The organism is Succinimonas sp., assembly GCF_045225735.1.
Lineage (GTDB): Bacteria > Pseudomonadota > Gammaproteobacteria > Enterobacterales > Succinivibrionaceae > Succinimonas.
On sequence record NZ_JBGVBR010000220.1, the window covers coordinates 1 to 21,871 of the forward strand.

A 21,871-nucleotide genomic window follows, 5' to 3' on the forward strand; every position below is an offset into this window, starting at 1 on the left:
GATCCCCGGGAATTCCCCTCAAAAATATAAAATATTTACGGACGGGATTTTTATCATGAGCCTCTCATAATTATTGTCTCCGGCCCCGGAAAGGCGTGTCTGAGCCTCCGGAAGGCAGCGCTACGGCTTATTTGCCAATTCTCCGGACGCCGGCATGCTTAAATATGCGGCGTCCGGAGAACCGGATCACTGACAGGAAGAGGACAGCATGAGCGCGTGGACAATTTACAGCATCGGGGATGCGGCCTTTTTAAGATCCGTGCTGAACGGCATCGGGATGATCTTTAACTCCGGTCTTACCGGATCTCTGGCTGCGACAGCCCTCCTTCTGGCGGTGATCTTTCAGGGCTTTCTGGGAAGCGTCAAGGGAACCGGCATCTCCTGGGGGCAGCTTCTCATGGTGTTTCTGCTCTATCTCCTCTTCTTCGTTCCCCGGGCGGAGGTGGCCATCCACGACGTCTATTCCGGCCGCATCTACCCGGTGTCCGGAGTGCCTCTGGGCATTGCCGCCGCCGGAGGCATTGTGTCCGGCATGGGCCGCAAAACCGCCGAAACCTTTGAAACCGCCTTCGCCGTCCCCGAAGCGGAAAAGCGCGGCTTTGCCAATTCTCTCATGCTGCTCTACCGGCTCCGGGAGGTGATCGGCAAGGCCCGGCTTCTGGCGGATTCCCCCGGCGGCCGGGGCTCGTTTGCGGAAAACTGGAAAAACTACTTCAAGGAATGCACCCTCATCGGCATTGACCTGGGAGCACTGTCTCCCGACAGGGTGTTTCAGGCGGAAAACGTCATCTCCGGGACGGCCTTTCTGTCGGATATCTACGGCACGGCCCTGAATACGGGAAGCGGCTCCCGGAATCTGACCTGCCGGGAGGCCCACGAGGAGCTCGGCAAATATTCCGCCCATGTGTACATGCCCCTTTTTACCGAAAAGCTCCGCGCCGCCTCCCGCTCTCCCGGCCTTCCGGGGGATCAGGACTACCTGAGCGGAAACGGCTTTGACAGTCCCGGGGTTCCGGATATCCAAAGCGCTCTGGACGCTCTGGGGAAGTCCGGGGTCAGCGTCAGCAACTACATGCTCTCCCAGGTGCTCCTGCCCATCTACCGGGAGGCCGCCCGGGAAAAGTATCAGGACGAGCATGCCTACAGCGCCGCCGTGATGCTGTCGGATGCCATCCAGTCCCGGAATACGGAAATGGCGGCCGAACAGAGCCTGTTCTTTACCTCCGTGCGGCCCTTTCTGACGTTTTTCGAGGCCCTGGCCTATGCCATCGCCCCCTTCATGTGCTTTGCCCTGCTGCTGGGAACCGGCGGCCTCACTATGATGGGACGCTACCTGCTCCTCATGATCTGGATCCAGCTCTGGCAGCCTCTGCTCGCCGTGGTGAACCTCTACATTCTCATGAGCAGCAGAAAGGCTCTGTCCGCCATGGCCGTCCCGCCCGAAAGCTGGGAAGGCATCGCCGCCATGCACCGGGCCATCGGAGAATATCTGGGCACCGGGGGCATGCTGGCGGCGGGAATCCCGGTGCTGTCCACCCTGGTGCTGTACGGCGGCGTGCAGGGACTTATGTCCATTGCGGGCCGGCTCTCCGGAAGGGAGCATCTTAACCCCCAGATCCTGGCGCCCCGATCCGCCTCGGCCCCGGAGCTCCTGAGGCAATCCCCGCTTCTGGAGATGAACCGGCTTTCCGGAGGAGTGGCTCCCGGAGGCCAGAGCTTCCTCCCCGGAGTCTCGTTTACCGGCGCCCTGGACAAGGCCGTGTCCCGTCAGGAGGCCGTGGCCGCCTCCTCGGAGGAAGCCTTTCAGGAAAACCTGACCCGGGCCCGGACAGCCTCCCGGGGAACCTCAGTAACCCGAAGCTCCCTGGAAAGCGCCGGCAGGCATATCGGAGCCTCAACCTCGGAAGCCGCCGGGATCATTAACAGTCAGAGTCAGGAGATCGCCAGCCGTCTGGGCCTCTCCCAGTCCGAAACCAACACCGTGCGAGGCGCTCTGGGGGCCCTGTTTTCCGGGCTCAGCGCCGCAGCCGGTCATCTGGCCTCCATGAGTCTCTCCCGGGACGGGAGCTCCGGGAGGGAGAGCCAGATCTCCCGGCTCCACGGAGAACTTGAGACGGCCTCCCAAAGCGAGGAGCTCAAGGCCGCCTACAACGAGGCCGTGTCCCGGGACATTGCCCGGGGCGTTACCGAAACCTCCTCTCAGGGCATTTCCGAATCCGCCGCCCGGGCTCTCCAGAAAAGCGCCCGGAAAGCGGTGCAGGATCGCCAGGAGCTCTCAAGGCTCCGTTCCGAGAGAACCGCCTTCAGCGCGGAAAACCGTTTTGACGGCGGCACCGTAAGCCGCTTCGCCTCCCGGAACCCCGCGGTCATGAAGCGGCTCATGGAGCTTAATGCCTTGGACCGCAGCCTTTCCGCCCGCACGGAGGAGCTTCTGCCCCTGATGAACTCTCTTCTGCCGGATCGGGCTCAGGCCTATGCCGCAGCCGCCCTGACCGCTCTTAACGAAAGAAATCCGGTGCAGGGCTGGGAGCTTATCAAGAAAGCCCTGTCCGTCAAAAAGGGAGACTTCCGGGAAATATCTGATGCCGACTTCCCGGCCGCCCCTATCCCGGACAGTTCCGGAAAGCTCTCATCCAATGATCCGGGATCTCCGGCATTGCCGGCAGCTTCGGGATCTCCCCGGCCTCCGGAAGACATTAACCCCCGGGAATACTACGAAGGGAAGGCCGCGGAGATCCGGGCCCGGGAAACCCCATCCGCCATTGCGGCCGGAGAGGAGGCCCTCCGCCGGGACATGCTCTTAGAGCCGGCGCCCCGGGGAAGCACCCTTCATAAAACCCCCGGAGCGGCAGGAGATCCCCGGAAAGCCCGGCTGTCTCAGCCGGATCAGCGGGTGTACGAGGCCTTCCGGAAACAGGAGACCCTGTCCGGAGAGACGCTCCAGGATTTTGAAAGAGCCCATCCGGACGCCTCCGAAAGATTCGCCGTGATAAACCGCCTTAAAGCCATGGCGGCCGGGAACGGAGATACTCTGAACATGGTGAAGCAGAAATAAGCGGCAAGGCTGACAAGAAAGCGCCGATGAGGAATTGAAACGAGCGCATCCGGGAGAGACGGATAATCCCGCGAAAGCCTGCCGGAGCCGGAAAAGCTTTCAGGAGAGGGGAGACGGGAGAACAGGAGAACGGGAAAATGACGGACTAATCATTTTTCGCATATGTCATTGCGCGGCACCGGCTCCGGATGCGATACTGAAAACCGGGGGAAGCAGGGACAGCGGGCGGCTGTCTCAGCAGATCTGCTGTCTCGTCGGCGCGGCAATTGCCGATGTCGGCGCTTCTGAAAAAGCAAGCTCACAAAAACAGGGTGATACATGGCGCGTCAGGATCCTTTCAAAGAATACTTCAGAGAAGCCGAGCCTGAAAAGCAGGAAAAGATCTTTGCCTGGCGCACGGGAATCGGTCTCCAGGCGGTTGACGGGCTTAAGACATCGGATTATCTCAGGGATATCGCTGTCCGCAATATCGCGGGGGAGATATCCTTTGCAGAGGCTGATAAGCTTCTTGAGACCCATTACAGGGATAAACCGGCGCCTGCTGCGGATGACCGCGCGGAGGAGGCCGACAAGGTGGCGGCCAGAATTGCGGCGCTTTTATCAGAGAAAGCCTTCAGTTTTACCCCGCAGGAGTATCTTGCCATTCACCGCAGGCTGTTTGCCGGCATCTATCCTCACGCAGGCTGCCTCCGGGAATGCAATATCACAAAGAAGGAATGGGCGCTGAACGGCGGCACCGTTATTTACAGCAGCGCCGCGGAGCTAAGCGCGACGCTGGATTATGACTTCGCGGAAGAGAAGAGGTTTTCGTACCGGAATCTTTCCATGGACAAGATCATCCGGCACCTTGCGGTATTCATATCAAGGCTGTGGCAGATTCACGTATTCAGAGAGGGAAACACCAGAACGACAGCAGTGTTCTTCATCAGGTATCTGAGAGCACTCGGCTTTGCAGAGATCAACGACACTTTTGCGGGGAATTCCCGGTACTTCCGAAACTCCCTGGTGCGGGCCAACTGCAATGACCTGAAAAACGGCATCTGTGAGACAACAGAGTACCTGGAACTCTTTCTGAGAAATCTGCTTCTGAACAAGAACCATCCGCTTCATAACCGGACATTGCGCCTTCGCGAAACTATGAAAGCGCCGGAAAAAGCGGACATTGACCCTCAAAAAGCAAACATTGAAACAGAATTGCGGGGCTAAAAGCGAACATTGGAGATTCATTTACGGCGAATACGGCTTCTCACGCATGCCGATTACCGGAGGAGCTTGGCTTCCAAAGGATCTTTGGCAGATCAGATGTTCAGAAGGTTCCGGGCCTGAAACCCGCAAGAAGCTCCGCGCTGCTTCGTGAGATGACAGAGAAAGGCTTCATAGAATCGGTTACGGGGCCGGGAAAAGGAAAGCGCCGCTTCAGTTTAGTTTTCTCCGGCCGCCCTTTCTTCATGCCATCATGGTATCAGGGAGCCAGCCTGCTGATGTCCCAGCCCCCGGCGTCATTTTTGTCATAAATGAAACGGTCGTGGAGGCGGCTGGGACGGCCCTGCCAGAACTCAACGCTGTGGAAAAACACCCGGAAGCCGCCCCAGAATGAGGGCACCGGGATCTCGCCCTTGCTGAACTTTTCCTTAAGCTCCATGAACTTGCTTTCCAGAGCGGCTCGGGCGCTGATCCGGGAGGACTGATGGGAGGTCCAGGCTCCGATCTGGGAATCCCGGGGCCGGGAGGTGAAATATTTCATGACTTCTATCGGGGTAAGCTTTTCGGCATGGCCCAGAAAGGCCACCTGGCGTTCCAGCATAAACCAGGGGAACAGAATGGCGATCCGGGGATTCCCCAGAAGCTGCTGCGCCTTGCGGGAGCCGTAGTTGGTGAAAAACACCAGGCTCTTTTTGTCGTAATTCTTCAGGAGCACCATGCGGCTGGTGGGCTGTCCCTCGCTGTCCACGGTGCTGACCACCATGCCGGTGGGATCCGGCATGCCGGAATCGATGGCCTCCTTCAGCCACTTTTCAAAAAGATCTATGGGTTCCGGGGTCAGATCCTCCCGGGAAAGTCCGCCCTCTGAGTAAATTCTTCTCAGACCGGATACATCAATCATTTCTATAAAGCTCCGTTAAACTGTAACCTGAACGCCTGACTGCCTGTCATCTCCCAGTTTTTTCTCTCTCAGGTCTTTCTCTCTCAAAAATCATTGCTCCAACCCGGAAAGATCCCGGTAAAGCTTGCAGCCCGGCTCCGAATCAAGCTCGCAGGCCAGACGGGCCAGGAAAACGGCCTTGCCTTTATTGGAGGCAAGAACGCCTTTCTGGTACATGGATGCCAGATTGTAGCAGCCCTGACCTTCCCCCAGGGAACAGGCCTTCTCAAAAAAGGCTGCTGCCTTGAGGTAGTCCTGGGGCACGCCGTCCCCTTTAAGGTACTGAAAGCCCAGATAATCGCAGCCCAGAAGATAGTTAAGGGAGCAGGCCTTCTCAAAATAATCCCGGGCCTTAAGAAAATCCTTTGGCATGGTATCACTGCCCTGAGCATGGAGAATCCCCAGACTGGCGCAGCTCCTGCCGGAATCATATTCACAGCCCTTAAGAGCATAAGTCAGAGCCAGATCCGTATCCGGAGGCGTATCCTTGGTGCCCCGGGTATAGATATCGCTGAGATCCGAGCAGGAATCCCCGTTATGCTGTTCGCAGGAGGCCTTAAGAGCGGCAAGCTCGCTGTCCCGGGAGTCTTCGCATCCGGTAAGTCCGGTAAGCGCCAGAAATCCCGTAAAAAGGCTTCCCGCAAGGGAGAGTACATTCATGTTTGCGTAAGTGTTCAGGAAGAAAAAATCCTTTGCGTTAATTCTCCGGGGAGGACTTCCAGGAATCCCGTCCCGGCGGCGGCCGGAACCTCAGGATTCCCGTCGTCTTTTCATCTCGTGGTTCTGATTGTTTCACAAACCGGCGATCCTGTAAATACCTCCGGTTCTGCTCCGGCTTCGGAAACTCTGCGTGCATCTCTGTCTTTGCGGGCGGGGCAAAACTCAGAATTCAGCCATGCTCGCTTATCCCCCGAAAATGTCCTCATAGGTTTCGTATGCGCCGGTTCCCGCAGCAGCGCCCCGGGCATCCTCCAGCATCGCCTCGATGGCGGGACAGACTTTAGCCTGCCTTCTCCGGAATTCATCAAGAAGATCCTGACCGGAGAAACCTTCCGAGATTAGCTCGGAAAGAATTTGCCCGGCGAATTCTCCGACGCCGGAAACATCAGGCTCCGGCTGAAGAATCAGCATCCCCTCTCTCATGATGCAAACGGCTTTTCGGGGACAGCCCAGTTCCCGGAAAAATTTCTCCGGAATGGTAATCCGTCTCAGCGATGTAATCGCAACCCTTTTCTGTTCCGGAATTTTTGGGGTTGCTGTTAACATACCTGCTCCTTGCCCATGCAAGCATAAAAAACGGCCCGAATGTTCTCCGCGCCGCTTTCCGCATTCCGGAGATTCCGGCATTTTACCGGATCCCCTAACGCGAGGTCACCCAGGCGCCGGCTCCTGCCTGAGGCTTGATACTGTTAAGCACCTGATCGCTTGAGGTCGGACCTACCAGAAGAATAAACTTTCCGGGTTGGGTTACGGTATCAATCTTGGTTCCGAAGCCCGGCAGTATGGTACTGTCCTTCTTGAGGCGGATCTTCTTGTTCTTGAAGTTCTGCCGCGCGGCCTCAGCCTGAGCCATGGTGCTGAATACCCCCAGCTGGAGATAGCGCCCCCTGGGAATGGCATCTCCCTTAACCGGAGCCGGCTTCTTTTCCTGCTCGGCCTTTTTCTGAGCCTCTAATCTCTGCCTTTCCTGTTCAGCCTTCTTCTGAGCCTCAAGTTTCTGCTTTTCCTGCTCGGCCTTCTTCTGGGCTTCCAGCTTCTGCTTTTCCTGCTCGGCCTTCTTCTGAGCCTCAAGTCTCTGCTTTTCCTGGTCAGCCTTCTTCTGGGCTTCTAACTTCTGAGCCTCTAATCTCTGCCTTTCCTGATCAGCCTTCCTCTGGGCCTCAAGTCTCTGCTTATCCTGTTCGGCCTTCAGCTGAGCCTCCTGCTCCGCCCTTCTCCGGGCCTCCAGCTCGCTCTGCCGTTCCCGTTCTCTTTCCTCCCGGAGAGCCTGCTCTCTGGCCATGCTTTCCTTATGAGCGCGGGCGGCCTCGGCGGGGGTGGAGCCGGTGGCGGTGGGATTGGATACAAAGTTGCCCCGGGTATTTCCGGTGTCGCCGCCGACCACTACGCCGGAAACCACCTTTTCGCCGTTCTCAGCCGGAGGAGGAGCGCCGTTATCATCAAGGAGGGAACCAAAGCCGTCCTCTTCGCCGTCCATGTAGCCCAGAGGCTCGCCGCTCCCGAAGTCGTTATCGTTAAACTCGCGGTCATCGCTCTGATTCTGGGCGGCCTGCGCGGTCTGCGTTCCGGTGGCGGTCTCCTGCTTCCCTCCGGTATTCCGGGCGGCGCGGACATCAAAAGGCACCGGATCCTGGCCGTCTTCATGAAAAAATACCGGCAGCATGAAAGCCGCAGCGCCGGTAATGACGAGAAAGCCGATAACTACCTTAACCATTCTGTTAGACATTTCTGGTTCCTCTGTTCTGCTGCCCAGGATCCGGTGTTCCCGATCTCGTCCGGATCCCTTGTTCTGGTTCTCTTTTGCCGCTGTTTCCTGTTCCCGGAGCTTTATTCCTGAGAGGTTTTTCCGGGAGTGAAGATGCCTTACTGCTCCGCCGCCTGCCAGGCCTGGCCGTCATCAATGCTTTTCAGGACTTCCTCCGCCGTGACAAAGGACCCCGCTACCACAAGCTCGCTGTCCACGGGAAGTTCCGAAAGCGCGGCGCGGTAAGCCTGCGCGGCAGTGTCAAAGGACGCAATGCGGTATCTGGGAATGCCCAGAGCGAGCAGAGTTTCTTCAATGACCACGCTCTCCGCTCCGCGCTCTCCGGGAAGAGAACACACAAAATAATGCTCAAAGAGATCGAGATCCGTGAACTCCTTAAGAGTGCTTCTGATATCCTTGTCCTTCAGCATGCCGATAACGGCATTCCGGGGCCGCGGATTCAGATTGAGACGCTCGGCGAGGTAGTGCGCGGCGGGAGGGTTATGGGCCACGTCAAGAAGCACGTCCGGATCCCGGGAGATTCTCTCCAGCCGGCCCGGGAGATGCGCATTAATAAGCCCGGCCCGGATAGCCCCGTCTGAAATGTCAAATTTGAAGACCAGCCGGAGCAGGAGCGCCGCCGTCACTGACAGGGGAGCATTGATAAGGGGCAGGGAGGGCACCTCCAGATTCAGAATTTCAATGGGAGCCCGCATGTCAAAATGCGTGTCATCGGTTACTCGGATCTTAAGATTCCGGCCCACCACATGGAGCGCGGCCTGATGCCGGGCGGCAATGGCTCCGATTTCATTCCGGCAGACCTCAGGGAGTTCTCCGGTTACCACGGCCACCGTCCGATCCTTGATAATGCCGGCTTTTTCGATGGCGATTTCCTTCAGAGTGGATCCCAGAATCTGGCAGTGATCCAGCCCGATGCTGGGAATGAGGGCAATGTCGGCATCCAGAATATTGACTGCGTCCAGCCGGCCTCCCAGGCCCACCTCCAGAACCAGAACATTGCAAAGGTGGTTTTTGAAAATATAAAGAGCCGCCAGGGTGGTGAACTCGAAAAACGTCAGCGGGCACTCCTCGTCCAGAACCTCGTATACGGCTTCAAAGGCTTCGATGAGATCATCGTCCGAGGCCATGACGCCCCCGTAGACAATCCGTTCATTGAAGGATCTGATATGGGGAGAGGTGTAAAGACCGGTGCGGTAGCCGGCGTTTTCCAGAATGGCGGCCAGCATGGCCGCGCAGGATCCCTTGCCGTTGGTGCCGGCCACGGTGACCACCCGGACATCATCGCTGACCTTATCCACGCCCAGCCGGGCCGCTGCCAGCTGCGCCCGCTCAAGACCGAGCTTGATAACATTGGGATTGAGCTTGTTAAGGTATTCCTGCCAGGCTGCGATGCTGGGGGCAGGCATGGATCCTTTTGTCATGAGGGACTGTCCTTAAATAAAATTTCTTTTTTTCCGGGGCAATTCTGAAAGGGAAATTGCCGTTAAACCGCTGTGCGCATTATACAGGACTGACATGAAAACAGCATTACTAAAGATGAACGCCGGCAGGAATAAATGTGAAATGCGAAATGAAAAACGGGAACAGGACAAGGCCCGTTCCCGCCGTTTCCGGATCGGCTCTGCGGTCTCCGGATCCTGAGTCCCCGGAACTACAGCGGACTCGGAATATCCACAAATTCGGCTTCGATGCCGAAATGCCGGGCGGTGAACTCGCCCAGTGCTCTGATGCCGCACCTTTCAGTAGCGTGATGACCGGCAACGAAGGCGGTGATCCCCCGCTCCGCAGCCAGGTGATAGTGATGCTCCTGCACCTCGCCGGTAAAGACGGCATCCGTGTCCGGCGGGAGATCCTCCCCCAGCACGAAGCCGCCGCCCCCGGAGCAGATGACGATTTTTCTGATGGGACGATCCTGCGGGCCCATAATGAAGGGATCCCGGCCGAGATCCCGGACAATGATGCTCCGGATCTCCTCCGCTGCTACCGGATTCTCGAATTCCCCGATGACGGTAATGCTGCCGTAGCTGCCGGAAAGATAGCCGGTATTCCGGGCCCCCAGCATTTTGGCGAGAAGCGCGTTGTTGCCCAGCTCGGGGTGTCCGTCCAGAGGAAGATGCCAGGCCATGAGGGACATGCCGGCAAGAGCCCTGACCCGCTGCCCCAGAACTCCGGTCAGCCGGGGATCCGCGCCCTTCCAGTAAAGCCCGTGGTGGGTCATGACGAGATCTGCATTCCGCTGGCGGGCCGCTTCAAACAAGGCCACATTGGCGGTTACTCCGGTGACGATGCGGGACACCCGATCCCGTTCTCCCTGCACCTGAAGACCGTTCATGCTGGCATCAGAATAATCGGAAATCCTAAGATAGTCGTTCACAAAGGCGGCTATCTCCATGAGGGGGACGCCGCCAGAGCTGGCATTATGAGAATCTGTCATGAAAATAAGTCCTCAGGCAAAAAATGAAAGCGAACAGGAAAAGGAAATGCCTTTTCTGAAAAGAGGCGCCGCCCCGCAGCTGAAAAATACCGAACTGAAAAACGCTCCGGAATCCGGAAGCAGGCTGGCCGGCTTCTCCGGAAGCGGGGGCTCCCCGGTGACTTTATACCACAGCGCCGGAAAAAAGGATCCCGCGAAGACCGCATTTACAGCAAATCTGCGATCCGGAAGGAGGAGCGGCGCCGGATCTTTTTCAGGATCGTTTTACGGAATGCTTTTCGGAGCGTTTTTCTGAAAAAAGGGGGGCGGAGCCGGTTTCAGGGGGCGCCGCCCCCGCCCTTTCCATCTCCAGAAGCTGGCTCTTTCTCCTGAGTCCCCAGGCATAGCCGGTCAGGCGGCCGTTTTTGCCCATAACCCGGTGGCAGGGAACGATGATGGCCGCGGGATTCCGCCCGACGGCCCCGCCCGCGGCTCGGGGAGAGACGCGGTTTCCCATGAGGGCGGCGACTTCGCCGTAGGTCATGGTCTGGCCATAGGGAATGCTTAAAAGGATCTCCCAAACCCTTTTCTGAAAATCCGTCCCCCTGAGGCAAAGATGCGGGGTAAAGCCGGGATCCCGGCCGGCAAAATAGCTGTCAAGCCAGGCCCGGGTCTCCTGAAATACCGGGTTATCCGAGTCCGGAGAATCGGGGACGGAGAGCCCGGCAGCGGCGTCGGCGTTAAACCGGAGACCGGTGAGGGAAATGCCGTCCGAACAGGCGGTCATGGGCCCTAAGGGGGTATTAAGGATGATTTGGTATTCCATGCGTTCCAGGCCTTCCATGTGTTCCGGGCATTGCATCCGGTATCAGCCGGAACCGGACTCCGCTGCGGGGCGCGGACAAATAATGCCGATCATCCGGCGCGGTGATCGCCCCCTTTGATTATGCGGCTGGAAAATTTTTCCGAAGCCGTCAGCCGGATCTCGCAAATGCTGTGAATTACCACACGTTTTTTTGCGGCTCCGCTATGCAAAAACCATTTATTGCGGGAGAGTAAACTGCATGATGCCTGTTAAACCGCTGTCATCCGGCGCGGCAGTGTTTTTCAAATAACTGTCGCGGCTCCTTAAGGGCTGTTATTATTATCTTTGCTTCTGCTATGGCCAAACTAAACCGCAAGCTCTCCCTGAGCTTCATCATACCGCTTCTGATTGTTGCCGTCATCTCCGTATGCGGCATCTCGGTATCAAACAGAACCATCATCGATTCTTCCAATCGTTCCATATTCTCCGGCATTCTGGCGGGCTGCTCCGGCTATATCGGCTACTGGCAGCAGAAAAATGCCATCGCTATGGAAAAATATGCCGCCCTGCCGGAGGATAAGGCGCTGAAGCTGAAGAGTCTGAGCGATCCGACTCTGGCCGGGGTGATGACCGATGCCTCCGGCGCGGTAACCGCCTACTTTGCCGATGAATCCGACGGCCGCCTGTACATGGCTCAGGGCACCGAGGAGCTTTTTAATTCCGGCTTTGATCCCCGGAAGCGCGCCTGGTATACCGAAGCCACGGCTTCTCCCGATCATGCCATATTCTCGGAGCCCTACATCGATGTCATCACCAAGCAGATGATCATCACCGTGGCCAAGCGCGCCAAAAACGGCGTAGTCGGCGCTGATTTCACCACCCGGGATCTCCTGAACATCATAAACGGACTCAGCATTCCGGGCAGCGGCTTTGCCGTGCTGACCTTCGGCCCCGAAAACCGGATTCTGGCCTACAGCAATACCGAATTCATCAATCTGCCTCTGGATTCTCTGGACTCTCATCTGACCGTAAAGCTCGCAGATGAAGTTCTGACCGCTTCATCTGACGGCAACCCCACGGAGGTTTCTCTCAGCAACGGCCGCACCATGATGGTCATGGGCGTTCCCATTGCCAGTTCCAGCTGGAAGCTTTTTGTATTTATCAACAAGGATTATTTCTACGGCTCCTCCAACAAAACCCTGTTTTTGTTTATTCTTGGTTTTACGCTCTTCTTCCTGCTGTTTTACTTTGTTACCAGGTACTTTATCTATAACAGGCTGGTCAGGCCTATAGAGGAGGTCAGCGAGCATTTAAGAAAAATGTCAGACGGGGAAATCAATCTTACAGATCGCCTGATAATCTCCACCGGGGATGAAATAGAGTCCATGAATAATTCCCTCTCCGCTTTCGTGGCGCGGCAGCATGACAATATCATCAAGCTCAGCGACAAGATGCGGGAATCGGTGAGCGTGGCCAATGCCAACAACAGTCTGATCTCCGGCGAAATTAAAAACCAGAATGAAAGCATCACCGGAGTTGTGGATATCATTCAGGATATCCACAGCGTAACCCGCCAGATTATGGATGTAACCGCCAGCACCATTAAAAGCATCGATAGTATCCACAGCACATCCGGCAACGGACTTTCCATTGTGGCCGAAACCGAAAACGCCATGCGCAGCCTGTCTGATTCCATAGGATCCACCCAATCTGCCGTTCAGGGCGTGGCCCGGCATACCGATGAAATTGCCCGGCTTTCGGAAAACATTAAGACCATTGCCGAACAGACCAACCTCCTGGCGCTCAATGCCGCCATTGAATCGGCCCGCGCCGGGGAACACGGCCGCGGCTTTGCGGTGGTAGCCGATGAAGTGAGAAATCTGGCCGTTAAGACCCGGGAATCCACAGAACAGATCCAGAAGACGGTGGAAGCCCTGATCGGCAACATGAAGAGCACTCTGGAAAAGGTCTCGAAAAGCACCGCTGACTGCACCCTGACCATTGAGCGCAACAAGGAGGCCGTGGCCTTCCTGACCGACATCATGAGTCAGATCGAAACCACCAGCGCGCGGGCAAAGCAGATTACGGATTATGCCAGCCGGCAGTCCGGCCTTATTTCCGCCGCCGATTCCCAGATTGAAAAGATCACTGCGGCGCAGACGGATATCCGGACGGCCGTGAATTCCATCTCCTCCAGCACCTCCGAAATACAGCATTCGTCTGAAACGATTATCAGGGAGCTCCTTCAGAATTAACAGCGGCGGCGCTGTTAAAAGAAAGCACTGCGGACGGCTAAAAGCCCGGGCCGCAGCGTTTTTTTTTTCGGGGGAGGCCAGGGGCTGCGGGATATTTTCCGGAAACGGCAGGAACAGGTATAATGCCTTCGGGGACATGAGCCCCGGCGAAGCGGCAGCGCCGAAGCTCATGGGGTCTTTTCGGAGCCCGACCTCCCGGAGGCGGAAGGAATGTTTTCGTCAAAGGGGCTTTTTTGCCGCGGGAAACAAGGGGATAATTTCATGAAAATCTTAAGCCTGTTTTTTGCAGGACTGCTGGGAATCACGGCTTTTGCCGCTTCAGCCGGGGATTTTGACGCCCTGACTAAGACCGGAGCCGTCTACGAAGCCGAAGCAAAGGTAAAATATCAGAGCTATGAGGTATTTACGGCAGATAACGGAGAGCCGCAGGTGGGCATCTACTTTGCGCCAAAGGAGCCTCTTAAAAATTTCCGGGTGCTCGGCCTTACCTTCAAGGACGCTGATGATAACGGCCAGGTTTACTTTGACGAAAAGGAAATCTGGCGCGCGGCCGAATTAAGCAGCGCAAAGCCGCTTCTGGTGCGCCTGACCTTCATAGGCTCCATCCCGAACTACGGCATCTCCTTTGAAGACACCGCCGGCAAGGTCCGGAAGTTCACCATCAGCGAAAGCGGCATGGACGGATCCCTGGTGCTGGCACCCTTCAAATAAGCAGAAAACAGTCCTGCGTCCCGCCGGGAATCTCTGGTCTTCCCGGTCCGGGGCTCGCGGCTGCCTCTACACCGGCATGAAGTTTGCGGCGCTGAAGGATGCGGCATCGGCTGCAGCGTCCTCGCCGGGAGACTCCTGATCTGCCGCTTCCGTATATCCCCGCACCACGTTGTTCCAAAACTCCCCGATATTGACAAACTGCTCCACCTCAGCCATGAATTTGTCGTTATCCAGGATATCGCAGGGCAGCACCTTGTTGATGGCGCAGTGTCCGCTCTCGCCGTTCAGGCACAGCGTGGCTCCGTACGTGGAGTTAAATACGTAATTAGCCTCCAGCATGGCCTTGTAGAGCTTCTCGTTATTGTCCACCCGGGGTTCCCCCAGATCGCAGATAAGAGCAACGGCATGAAACTCCGGGAGATCCGTTAAAGTAACCGTAAACTCGTCCGCCGCGAAGGAGCACGAATTGCTTTCATCAAGCTCCAGATCCAAACCGATGCTTTGCCCGAAAAATTTTATGAGTTCAATTCCTTCCATTAGCTCGCACTCCGTAAAACAATTCTGCCTGGGTCGCAGAAAACAGCAAAACCGCCCGGCTGCCCGAAGCGGTGTTTGCGTTGCCCGGGCAGGAACGGGTCAGGAATATCATAGCACGATCTGCGTCTCCGCTTAATGCCCGGGGGAAAGCTATACCGAAATTAGCAGGGTTTACTGCCGGATCCTGCCGGCATATTGGCATATTTGTCCAGAATCGCCTCTCCCGGCGATTCCTTCCGGATCCTCCCCGGCCTCTCAGGGGTAAATGGCGGAGGGATCTGTGTTTACAATAATCCGGCTTTGGGACACAATAATCAGGATCGGGCCCGGCCCCCGGCATGACCGGAAAACCGCGGCGCCGGCGCCTTTATCACGGAGAACTCCCATGACTGACATGATCACCAAAAGAAACGCCCTTCTGGCCCAGAGGGTTATCCGGGGCCTGAAGTCCCGCAATATGACCGGGTACTATGCCGCCACCAGAGAGGAAGCTCTGAAGCTGGCCCTGAGCCTGATTCCCGAAGGAAGCTCCGTTACCATGGGAGGCTGCATGTCCGCCAGGGAAATCGGTCTTACGGACGCTCTGAAGGCCGGCTCCTATAACTTCATCGACCGGGATAATTACGCGGACAAGCGGGCCGCCATGCTGGCCGCCTACGACGCCGATTTCTTTATTTCCAGCGCCAACGCCATGACCGAGGACGGCGTCATTGTCAATATCGACGGCAATTCCAACCGGGTTTCCGCCATTGCCCAGGGGCCCCGGAAGGTGCTTATCATTGCGGGAATGAACAAGGTGTGCCGGGATACGGACAGCGCTCTTAAACGGGCCCGGAATGTGGCCGCTCCCATTAACGCCCAGAGATTCGGTCTCAGCACTCCCTGCTCCAGAACCGGCTCCTGCATGGACTGCAAATCTCCGGATACCATCTGCTGTCAGTTCCTTATCACCAGATATTCCCGGCATCAGGACAGAATTCACGTCATTCTGGTGAACGATTCTCTGGGGTACTGATCCCGGGGACGGGTTTGGGGCTGCGGTCGGGCCGGGAGATGGATTAATCTTCCGGCCGCTCTTTTACTGCCGGGTATTCCGCCTTTCCCGACCGGTTCTCCGGTAGTGTTCCTTCTTTTCGGCATACATGCGTTCATCGGCGATCCGGATAAGCTGCGTCAGATCCTTCCCGGGAAATTCCCGGGCTCCGGCTGAGCCGCAGGACACGGAGATCTCGCTGATACTGTCTCCGCGGAAGGCCGCGGCGCTCCGGCGGAATTCGGCCAAAACCTCCGCAAGCTGACTTTCGCTGAGATGAAGGACGGCGGCAAATTCATCGCCGCCGATGCGAAAAACTTCGCCGTATGGCTCCAGGGATTTCCGGAGACAGTCTGCCGCGCCCCTGATAAGCTCGTCCCCCGCGGCATGACCATAGGTATCGTTAACCTCCTTAAGACCGTTCACATCCGCCGTAAGATAAACAAAATGCTCCTCCAGGGGCAAACGCTCCAGTCTGGCCCGGGTTTCCTCAAAGGCCCGCCGGTTCATAAGCTCCGTCTGATGGTCGATAAAGGAGGCCGAAGCCAGAGCCCGGGTGCGCGCGATAATGATGCGAATGGCCAGAAGCATGATGATGAGCACAATGACGCACAGCACAACGTTCAGAAGAAGCACGTTCATCAGCTCCTTCTTCACAGCGGATCCGTCGCTCTCGATCACGAGATACCAGCCCAGATTATCGATGTACTTCGCCACGGCAAAGCTGTCACCGTCCAGATCCTGATAGACGCAGTCCCGGGTGTCTCCCAGCGGAATATTCACGGGATAAGGCTGGCCGATTCTGTTCTCAGCGGTGTCCACCTCCGTAATCCCGGCCGGGTTTACCAGGCTGATTCTGACGCCGTAGGCCCGTTCCAGGCTGACAAAAAGATCATGATTGCCGGTCATGCGGGCCCCGGCGCCGCAGACTCCGAGAAAATTGCCGTTCTCGTCCTCCACCCGGATATTGGCAAACACCGTCCACCGCCCCTGACTGAGCTCGTCCCGGTCGGAGTTCAGGGCATAGGGTTTGCCGGAAGAAACAAAGGAGTCATACCACCTGTCCCGGGGATCCGCGGCGGGATCGATCCTTTTATTGATGCCGCCATAGGAGTAATAGCACATGGTGGCGGCGGAAACGGCAAATGCCGCCTCAAAGCCGAAGGCGTTCTTCTGGGCGGCAAGATAGCGGGCCAGGGACTGTTCGGAGGACGCGCCGCAGGCCGGATCCTCTTCCTTGAACGCTTTTATCAGAAAGGGATCCCGGGCCATGGAACGGGCCACCGTGAGCGGCTCCGAGAGCTCGCTTTTTATGGAATCGTAAATGCGGAAGGAAAGAGCCCGGGCGAGATCCCGGCGGTTCTGATCCGCCATGAGCCTAAGAGACCACATGGAGACGAAGGTGGACAGCGCAAAGCTGAGAATGACAATGGCGAAGGCCAGTCTGGTGATTCTTCTTCCGTTCATTAGAGAGATCCTTTTAAGCCGTCGCCTGAGGATGCCGGTGCCACCCGGGACCTGATAGCGCCTGAGGCCCGACAGCGCCCGGGAGATGACCGAGCCGGTCTCCGCCAAAGGCAGCCGGCATCATATCACCTTAAATCATCTCCCGCCGGCAAACCTTGATGAATTTCTCATTCTCAGACTGTTTGCGAAAATTCGTTTTTTAAGCGCCGGCAGCAAGGAGGGGGCGGGAACGGCTGGGTTTGCGGGATCAGTCCTGTTTTGCCGGCGGGGTCTCGGGCTGAAGCTCCTTAAGGAGACCGCAGCTCTCCTGCTCCCCGAGAGCGCAGGCCTTGTCCAGAAAGAGGGCCGCCTCCTCCCGATTCTCGCGCTTCAAAGCAACCTTGCCCATAAAGGCGCAGGCTTCGGGGTTATCGAGATCGCAGGCCCGGCGGGAGTAGCCGAGAGCCTTGTCGGGATCCTTGGAAACCCCCGAGCCGGTCCAGAAAAGATAGCCGAGATTGTTGCAGCCCTGGCCGTTATCAAGGCGGCAGGCCTTGTCATAAAGGCTAAGGGCCTTGCTGTAATCCTGAGAGCCGCCCTTGCCGCTCAGGAAGAGATTCCCCAGATTGCAGCAGGCAATGCCGTAATCTCCGGCGCAGGCTTTTTCATAAAGCTCTCCGGCCCGGGCGAGATCCGCCTTGACGCCGCGGCCCTGCTCATACATCACCCCGAGGTTGCTGCAGCCCTCAAAGGAACCCAGACGGCATCCTTTCTCAAAATATTCCCCCGCCTTCGCATTATCCTGGGGCGCACCGTCTCCGTTCAGATAAAGATTCCCGAGATTGCTGCAGCCAAGGCCGTCATCCATGCGGCAGCCCTGTTCATAATATTCTCCGGCCTTTGCGGCATCCCGGGGAAGACCCAGCCCCCGCTCGAAATAATAGCCCAGAAGGACGCAGCCCTGACTGTCCCCGAGGCCGCAGGCCTTTTCATATAAAGGGACGGCGCTCGGGAAATCCTGTTTTCTGCCTGCTCCCTCCTCAAACAAATGGCCGAGGTTGACGCAGCCCGGGCCGAAGTCAAGGCCGCAGGCCTGCTCAAGATATTCGCCGGCCTTCCCGTAATCCTGCGGGACGCCCCGGCCGTAATAGTAGAGAGCGCCGAGATTGCTGCAGCCAAGGCCGCTTCCCAGACTGCAGGCCTGTTCATAAAAGGATCGGGCTTTGGCGAGATCCGGATCTTTCCCCCGGCCGTGCTCATACATCACCCCGATATTGTTGCAGCCCTCCCCGGCTCCCATGCCGCAGCCCTTGTCATACAGGAATTCGGCCCGGGAAAGATCCGGCTTCCGGCCGATGCCCTCGGCATAAAGATACCCCAGATTCACGCAGCCCATGCCGTGATCGAGCTTGCAGGACTTCTCATAATACTGAGCCTCCTGTTCCCGGCCCTCCTGCCCCAGCGCTCCCTGACCGGCAAGGCGTCCCATGCTGAGACAGGCCGCGCCGGATCCCAGATCGCAGGCGGAGCTGTAAAAGGTCGCCGCCCGGGCAATATTCCGGATCTCCTGATCCCCCATAAGGTAGAGATCCCCCAGAGACTGGCAGGCCTCGGCATGTCTGAGCCGGCAGCCCTTCTCCATGCCGGTCAGGGCCTCGGGAATGCTTCTTTCTATTCCGTTGCCGTTCCAGTACATCACCCCCAGCTTGTAGCAGCCCAGGGCGTTATCAAGATCGCAGGCCTTGCGAAGCAGGGGCTCGGCCTTGACAAAATCTCCCTCCCTGCCGATGGCGATGCCCTTCTCCGCGCAGTCCTGGCCGGAGCTGCAGTCCGGTTCTCCGGCAAAAGCTCCGGAGCCTGATGACATGACAATGGCGGTTATGAGAGCGGCCATTCTGGAAAAAACTGCGAGCCTGGGCATATCGGATACTCCCTGGAAAGTAAAAGATGAAGCTGCGGGAAGGTTATGAAATAAGGCTCCTGCCTTATCGCCGTTCGAGAGACGGTCAGGTGCTTCCTGAAACCGGCATCCCGAAGTCAGGCCGATTATTTCAGCTTTTGCGGGCGCAGGGAAGCATTCCCTGCGTTAAATGGAGCCCCGGCCGCAAAAAAGCCGGGGGAAAGAGCATCATCAGGGCGCAAGCGGCAAGGTCTTTGCCAGAGGTATGAATCAGGCAAAGCCGAGCCGGATTTGCGTTCCAGGGAGGAGGATACTGAACGGAGGCTGGCAGGCCGGCTCTGACCGGGCCCCGGGGTAACCGGAGAGATTTCAGGCCGGAATATCAGGTTCGCAGAAAACATGCTCCATGCCGCTGAATTCGGAAATGCTGAATTAATTTAATTAAGCAAATTATCAAGCTGGTAATTCAATGTATTCATAACAATCACATTGTCAGGAATATTTACATTTACCTGGTCATCTGAAATCAAAACCATATATGAGCATTTTTTCTTACTGCCTGCGTTATAAAGCAAAGACAGTGCTTCCTCAAAAGTTTCTGATTTCTTTTGTATTTTTATTGCAACAGGAGCATTGTTATAGTGTTTTTTCAGCAAAGCATCAATTCCATTATTTCTTTGAACAATCACGCAATGAAACTGATTTAAGATATTCAGTTCGTCTTCGCTTTTATTCATGTAAGATTCTATTCCTTTTTCCAAAAGATTTGACTTTGTCTTAAAAGGATTTTCAAGTCTGCTTTGCGCTATATCAAAGGCATCTTTATTCCTGTCAATTCCGATATACCTTCGGTTTAAAAGTTTCGCGCTGACCAAGGTTGTTCCGCTCCCCATAAAAGGATCCAGAACAAGATCATTCTCGTCAGTGCTGATTTTTATAATCCTCTCCAGCAGTTCAATCGGCTTTTGAGTCGGATATCCTGTTCTTTCTTTTGCCTTTGGATTCAAGAATGGAATATCCCATACGTCAGATAACGGAACTCCTTTCTTTTCATCAGCCTGAACCACCTCACCGTTATCATCTGTTTTGTAAACTGCTTTTCCGTTTTTTCTTTCTCTCTGCTGTAAAATCTGATCTAAATTCGTTGTCGGCGAATAATCACAGTAAATCGTATTAAATTTGTATTTAGCACTCTTAGAATAAAAAAATATCGTTTGATGATTTGCTAAAAGACCTTTTTTGGAATTTGACCAGCGTTTAAAAGTCCATACGATTTCACTTCTGAAGTTATCCTCACCAAATATTTCATCCATCACTATCTTTAAGTACCATGATGCAGAATCGTCGCAATGCAGAAAAATACTTCCAGTATCTTTTAAAACCTCCTTCATCACGCATAAACGTTCTTTCATGTACGTAAGATAATCATCCTTTGATTTCCATACATCGTTAAACTCGTAAAATTTATCATTCTTGCCTAATCTTTGGATTTTCTGGGTAAAAAAAGGAGGATCAAGGTAAATCAGATCAACAGAATTCCGATCTAGCTTCTTTAAGACATTAAGACAATCATCTAAATAAATCATTGTTTGTTTCTCATTTTACTTTTTAATTCTGCAATTTCTGAAATAATATTCAGCAGATCAAATCTCCGTTTAATAGACGGTCAGGCAGACTAAATCGGCATCCCGGGTCATAAGGTCTGATTGTTTCAGCTTTTGATGCTACAGGAAACCTCATCAAGAAGTTTGTTGAATGCGGCAATTACAGCATTATTTTTCAGATCAGAAAAACTGCTGGAATGTTCGTACCTCAGTTCTCCTGTATCACTGTTATGGGACAAAGAATGAAATAAAACATTATCAGAAGATAATTTCCTGACATCAAAATAAGCGGCTAACATATAATCATGAGTAGAAACAAATATCTGAACACCATTTCGCTGAAGCTCTAACAGCATTTCAACAATAACCGGAACATACGCAGGGTTTATATTTGCTTCAGGTTCATCCCAGAACAATACGGAACCTTTTTCCATTGTTCCGTTCTTTATCAGCTGCCAAAGCAGAGCCATTTTACGGATCCCTTCAGCAACCAAATTAAATTCCTGTTTTGAGTTCCCATTCTTCAAACAGAATTCATCGCGCTTAGCATCAAAGTAAACCTTTCCATGAATAAGCTTCTGAATACGCGAAAGCATTTTGTTTTTAGCAGCGCTGTTTCTTCCAGCAGAAATATCGATCTTAGCGGCGTTGATAATATCAGTATATGTTGCATCAAAACGCACTTTATTCTTTTCGACAGCAGCATTTAGATTATAACTATTAGATAAAATTTCTTTTGCAGGAATAAAAATACTGCTCGCCCCCTTAAAAGCTGCCTCCCAGGTGTGTTCCCCCGTTACATCAGCATTCCACTTGCTGTTTTTTCACAAAAACCTGCCGTTAAAAGCTTGTTTTCCGGGAAATCTTGTAATTCATCTGCAGCTGTAACACGAACAGACGCTCTGGGATTACCTTGCTTTCTGGAAATCAGACGAGAAATGTTATAATCATCCGGAAGCATTACAGAAACAATCTTATAAGCGAATGAAATCTTCGGATCCGCGCATTGGCATGCTGAATATAATACTTTCAGAAGATGTGTTTTTCCAGTGCCATTCTCTCCAATAAATATATTAATCCCGTGATCAAAATCAATTTTAACGTTAGTGAAAACAGTAAAATTTTCCAGTTTAATCCTTTTTATTATCATTAGAAAGCAATCTCCTAGAAAATGCAGCCACTCCCAAAAATTACATAATCCCCGGCTGAAAAAACAGACTCACAGCCTCTGTTGCATTAGGTCTGACAGCTATTGGCATAGGATTATTCATCATTTTCATCACCTGAAATTGTCTCAGTTTAACCTATGATCAGTTTAGAGGCTTCTCCCTGTAACTCAGGCTCATACCTTTCATGCGCCGCAGTCTGAATATAATTCGTAAAGCCATTATTCTCAAGGCTTTACCCTCAATTATTAACGCAGAAAGTCAAAAAAAGGTTTTGAGCTCTTTATCTCTTTCCCCTGGTTCTCAGAACTCCCTGTT

General features: G+C 54.8%; 18 protein-coding genes. 5 read left to right on the forward strand and 13 right to left on the reverse strand.

The genetic code is table 11. From position 1 onward, the window contains the following. Nucleotides 1–208: 208 nt before the first annotated feature. Together ACJROR_RS07560 and ACJROR_RS07565 are read left to right on the forward strand one after the other, a co-directional pair. Entirely contained in the window at nucleotides 209–3,055 is a 2,847-nt protein-coding gene (locus ACJROR_RS07560; protein WP_406546588.1) for a conjugal transfer protein TraG N-terminal domain-containing protein, read from the forward strand. 318 nt (nucleotides 3,056–3,373) lie between these two features. Beyond that, a complete protein-coding gene (locus tag ACJROR_RS07565; protein WP_406546589.1) occupies nucleotides 3,374–4,261 on the forward strand; it encodes a Fic family protein in 888 nt (295 codons plus the stop codon). A gap of 256 nt (nucleotides 4,262–4,517) precedes the next feature. On the opposite strand, the gene pdxH is transcribed toward ACJROR_RS07565, so the two are convergent. The 7 genes from pdxH to ACJROR_RS07600 all read right to left on the reverse strand — a co-directional run bounded on the left by pdxH (nucleotide 4,518) and on the right by ACJROR_RS07600 (nucleotide 10,922). Continuing rightward, nucleotides 4,518–5,159, reverse strand: a complete 642-nt coding sequence (gene pdxH / locus ACJROR_RS07570) for a pyridoxamine 5'-phosphate oxidase (RefSeq protein ID WP_406546590.1) — start codon at nucleotides 5,157–5,159, stop codon at nucleotides 4,518–4,520. A gap of 90 nt (nucleotides 5,160–5,249) precedes the next feature. Further along, nucleotides 5,250–5,858: a tetratricopeptide repeat protein gene (locus ACJROR_RS07575; RefSeq protein WP_406546591.1), complete on the reverse strand. Its 609-nt coding sequence runs from the start codon at nucleotides 5,856–5,858 to the stop codon at nucleotides 5,250–5,252. Nucleotides 5,859–6,101: 243 nt separating this feature from the next. Further along, nucleotides 6,102–6,464: an AbrB/MazE/SpoVT family DNA-binding domain-containing protein gene (locus ACJROR_RS07580; protein WP_406546592.1), complete on the reverse strand. Its 363-nt coding sequence runs from the start codon at nucleotides 6,462–6,464 to the stop codon at nucleotides 6,102–6,104. Nucleotides 6,465–6,558: 94 nt separating this feature from the next. Beyond that, the gene (locus ACJROR_RS07585; RefSeq protein WP_406546593.1) at nucleotides 6,559–7,644 is read right to left on the reverse strand and encodes a hypothetical protein; all 1,086 of its coding nucleotides are present in this window, start codon (nucleotides 7,642–7,644) and stop codon (nucleotides 6,559–6,561) included. A 137-nt stretch (nucleotides 7,645–7,781) separates the two neighbouring features. Then, entirely contained in the window at nucleotides 7,782–9,104 is a 1,323-nt protein-coding gene (locus ACJROR_RS07590) for a bifunctional folylpolyglutamate synthase/dihydrofolate synthase (RefSeq protein ID WP_406546594.1), read from the reverse strand. A 230-nt stretch (nucleotides 9,105–9,334) separates the two neighbouring features. After that, on the reverse strand, nucleotides 9,335–10,117 hold the full coding sequence (locus ACJROR_RS07595) for a Nif3-like dinuclear metal center hexameric protein (RefSeq protein ID WP_406546595.1): 783 nt from the start codon (nucleotides 10,115–10,117) through the stop codon (nucleotides 9,335–9,337). 253 nt (nucleotides 10,118–10,370) lie between these two features. Next, nucleotides 10,371–10,922: a methylated-DNA--[protein]-cysteine S-methyltransferase gene (locus ACJROR_RS07600; RefSeq protein ID WP_406546596.1), complete on the reverse strand. Its 552-nt coding sequence runs from the start codon at nucleotides 10,920–10,922 to the stop codon at nucleotides 10,371–10,373. 335 nt (nucleotides 10,923–11,257) lie between these two features. Between ACJROR_RS07600 and ACJROR_RS07605 the strand changes: the two genes are divergently transcribed. Further along, complete coding sequence (locus ACJROR_RS07605) at nucleotides 11,258–13,156, forward strand: methyl-accepting chemotaxis protein (protein ID WP_406546597.1); 1,899 nt, start codon at nucleotides 11,258–11,260, stop codon at nucleotides 13,154–13,156. Nucleotides 13,157–13,417: 261 nt separating this feature from the next. Continuing rightward, nucleotides 13,418–13,867, forward strand: coding sequence for a hypothetical protein (locus tag ACJROR_RS07610; RefSeq protein ID WP_406546598.1), 450 nt, complete (start codon nucleotides 13,418–13,420; stop codon nucleotides 13,865–13,867). A 66-nt stretch (nucleotides 13,868–13,933) separates the two neighbouring features. On the opposite strand, the gene ACJROR_RS07615 is transcribed toward ACJROR_RS07610, so the two are convergent. Beyond that, the gene (locus ACJROR_RS07615) at nucleotides 13,934–14,404 is read right to left on the reverse strand and encodes a type III secretion system chaperone (protein ID WP_406546599.1); all 471 of its coding nucleotides are present in this window, start codon (nucleotides 14,402–14,404) and stop codon (nucleotides 13,934–13,936) included. Between the two features lie 385 nt (nucleotides 14,405–14,789). Here ACJROR_RS07615 and ACJROR_RS07620 point away from each other — a divergent pair, with 385 nt between their 5' ends. Next, a complete protein-coding gene (locus ACJROR_RS07620) occupies nucleotides 14,790–15,419 on the forward strand; it encodes a lactate utilization protein (protein WP_406546600.1) in 630 nt (209 codons plus the stop codon). Between the two features lie 63 nt (nucleotides 15,420–15,482). Here ACJROR_RS07620 and ACJROR_RS07625 read toward each other — a convergent pair whose 3' ends face one another. From ACJROR_RS07625 to ACJROR_RS07645, 5 genes are all read right to left on the reverse strand, one after another. Beyond that, a complete protein-coding gene (locus ACJROR_RS07625) occupies nucleotides 15,483–16,904 on the reverse strand; it encodes a sensor domain-containing diguanylate cyclase (protein WP_406546601.1) in 1,422 nt (473 codons plus the stop codon). 247 nt (nucleotides 16,905–17,151) lie between these two features. Then, on the reverse strand, nucleotides 17,152–18,804 hold the full coding sequence (locus ACJROR_RS07630; protein WP_406546602.1) for a hypothetical protein: 1,653 nt from the start codon (nucleotides 18,802–18,804) through the stop codon (nucleotides 17,152–17,154). A gap of 416 nt (nucleotides 18,805–19,220) precedes the next feature. Next, on the reverse strand, nucleotides 19,221–20,369 hold the full coding sequence (locus ACJROR_RS07635; RefSeq protein WP_406546603.1) for a DNA-methyltransferase: 1,149 nt from the start codon (nucleotides 20,367–20,369) through the stop codon (nucleotides 19,221–19,223). A 125-nt stretch (nucleotides 20,370–20,494) separates the two neighbouring features. After that, on the reverse strand, nucleotides 20,495–21,070 hold the full coding sequence (locus tag ACJROR_RS07640) for an ATP/GTP-binding protein (protein ID WP_406546604.1): 576 nt from the start codon (nucleotides 21,068–21,070) through the stop codon (nucleotides 20,495–20,497). A gap of 113 nt (nucleotides 21,071–21,183) precedes the next feature. Continuing rightward, complete coding sequence (locus tag ACJROR_RS07645) at nucleotides 21,184–21,537, reverse strand: AAA family ATPase (RefSeq protein ID WP_406546605.1); 354 nt, start codon at nucleotides 21,535–21,537, stop codon at nucleotides 21,184–21,186. Between the last annotated feature and the right edge of the window lie 334 nt (nucleotides 21,538–21,871).

Excerpts from the sequence above, each read along its gene's own strand:
- pdxH (WP_406546590.1), bottom strand. The coding sequence starts at position 5,159 with ATGATTGATGTATCCGGTCTGAGAAGAATTTACTCAGAGGGCGGACTT.
- ACJROR_RS07575 (WP_406546591.1), bottom strand. The coding sequence starts at position 5,858 with ATGAATGTACTCTCCCTTGCGGGAAGCCTTTTTACGGGATTTCTGGCG.
- ACJROR_RS07600 (WP_406546596.1), bottom strand. The coding sequence starts at position 10,922 with ATGGAATACCAAATCATCCTTAATACCCCCTTAGGGCCCATGACCGCC.
- ACJROR_RS07635 (WP_406546603.1), bottom strand. The coding sequence starts at position 20,369 with ATGATTTATTTAGATGATTGTCTTAATGTCTTAAAGAAGCTAGATCGG.
- ACJROR_RS07605 (WP_406546597.1), top strand. The coding sequence starts at position 11,258 with ATGGCCAAACTAAACCGCAAGCTCTCCCTGAGCTTCATCATACCGCTT.
- ACJROR_RS07625 (WP_406546601.1), bottom strand. The coding sequence starts at position 16,904 with ATGAACGGAAGAAGAATCACCAGACTGGCCTTCGCCATTGTCATTCTC.
- ACJROR_RS07645 (WP_406546605.1), bottom strand. The coding sequence starts at position 21,537 with ATGATAATAAAAAGGATTAAACTGGAAAATTTTACTGTTTTCACTAAC.
- ACJROR_RS07580 (WP_406546592.1), bottom strand. The coding sequence starts at position 6,464 with ATGTTAACAGCAACCCCAAAAATTCCGGAACAGAAAAGGGTTGCGATT.
- ACJROR_RS07630 (WP_406546602.1), bottom strand. The coding sequence starts at position 18,804 with ATGCCCAGGCTCGCAGTTTTTTCCAGAATGGCCGCTCTCATAACCGCC.
- ACJROR_RS07560 (WP_406546588.1), top strand. The coding sequence starts at position 209 with ATGAGCGCGTGGACAATTTACAGCATCGGGGATGCGGCCTTTTTAAGA.
- ACJROR_RS07610 (WP_406546598.1), top strand. The coding sequence starts at position 13,418 with ATGAAAATCTTAAGCCTGTTTTTTGCAGGACTGCTGGGAATCACGGCT.
- ACJROR_RS07590 (WP_406546594.1), bottom strand. The coding sequence starts at position 9,104 with ATGACAAAAGGATCCATGCCTGCCCCCAGCATCGCAGCCTGGCAGGAA.
- ACJROR_RS07585 (WP_406546593.1), bottom strand. The coding sequence starts at position 7,644 with ATGTCTAACAGAATGGTTAAGGTAGTTATCGGCTTTCTCGTCATTACC.
- ACJROR_RS07620 (WP_406546600.1), top strand. The coding sequence starts at position 14,790 with ATGACTGACATGATCACCAAAAGAAACGCCCTTCTGGCCCAGAGGGTT.
- ACJROR_RS07615 (WP_406546599.1), bottom strand. The coding sequence starts at position 14,404 with ATGGAAGGAATTGAACTCATAAAATTTTTCGGGCAAAGCATCGGTTTG.
- ACJROR_RS07595 (WP_406546595.1), bottom strand. The coding sequence starts at position 10,117 with ATGACAGATTCTCATAATGCCAGCTCTGGCGGCGTCCCCCTCATGGAG.
- ACJROR_RS07565 (WP_406546589.1), top strand. The coding sequence starts at position 3,374 with ATGGCGCGTCAGGATCCTTTCAAAGAATACTTCAGAGAAGCCGAGCCT.